Raw genomic sequence first — 1350 nt, 5'->3', positions numbered from 1 at the left:
ACCCTTATTTATTTAGTTCACTGTTATGCGATTTACTGGTTTTACGCATTTTTTATAATGATCGTTCCAAAATACGCTGACTTTTTGTCTAAAAAACACAATTTCTCTATTTCACTGCGCAAGCGTTTCTTTAACTGCTAGAGTTAACTGTTTGAGTGTAAATGGTTTAGATAAAAAGCCGAAAATAGCATTTTGTGGAAGATTTTTAGTAAAAGCATCTTTCGTGTACCCAGAAACAAAAATCAATTTAATATCAGGATATTTTTGACGCTATTCTTTGAGCAAAGTCGGCCCATCCATTTCTGGCATCACCACCGCGGCAACAATAATATCAACAGCGCCCTTACTTTCTTCAAGAATGGCAAGCGCTTCCACCCCACTTGCAGCTTCCAAAACATTATATCCTCTCATTTGAAGTGCCCTCACCCCACCCATTCTGACAGCATCTTCATCTTCAACCAGCAAAACAGTTGCCGATCCAGTTAAGTCTATTTTTTTTTCCTGCTCTTCACCTTTTTCAATTTTCTGAGAAACTTCACTATCAGTATCAGGAATATAACGCGGAAGAAAGATATGAAATGTTGCCCCTTCCCCTTCTCGGCTATCACAGTAAATGTAACCACCTGTCTGTTTGATAATTCCATAAACCATTGATAAACCAAGCCCAGTTCCTTTTCCAACTTCTTTTGTTGTAAAAAATGGTTCAAACATTTTTTCTTGTACAGCAGCTGATATACCAGTTCCTGTATCTGAAATAGTCAGCTGTACATATTCGCCAATTGCAAAACCAACATTATCAAATTCAGCACTTTGTTGTTTTGTAATATTATTGGTTGCAATCGTAACAACACCTCCCTCTGACATAGCATCACGTGCATTAATAACCAAATTTATAATAACACGCTGAAAAGATGCTTGATCAACTTCAACGCTCCACAAATCTCTCCCATGAATAATTTTCAACTGAATATTATTGCCTAAAAGAGGTAAAATAAGATTGCGAATATCTGACAAAAGTTCTGTAAAATCAACTTTTTCAGGTCGAAGCGTTTGCTTTCTAGAAAAAGCTAATAATTGCTGCACAAGTGCAGCCGCACGGTTAGCATTATTTTTAATATTAATAAGATCAGCATGTGCTGGATCAGAACTACGATGCATATTTAAAAGAAAATCGCATGACATCAAAATCGCTGTTACAACGTTATTAAAATCATGCGCAATACCACCAGCCAATTGCCCGACAGCTTGCATTTTTTGACGTTGCATTATTTTATCTTCAAGCATTTTTTGTTCTGTTGTTTCTATAACAGATATAATGATCAAATCTTGTAATGCATCATTATGATATGG

The 1350-nt window shown here is 36.0% G+C and carries 1 pseudogene; it reads right to left on the bottom strand.

The features are described from left to right. Positions 1 to 111: 111 nt before the first annotated feature. Positions 112 to 1350 (bottom strand): annotated as a pseudogene (locus tag ACFIK8_RS09370) (ATP-binding protein); the annotation flags it as partial.

The sequence above is a fragment of the Bartonella sp. MR168JLCBS genome, from assembly GCF_042194175.1.
The sequence above is the reverse complement of the archived record's forward strand: the minus strand, read 5'-3'. Positions and strand labels throughout refer to the sequence as shown.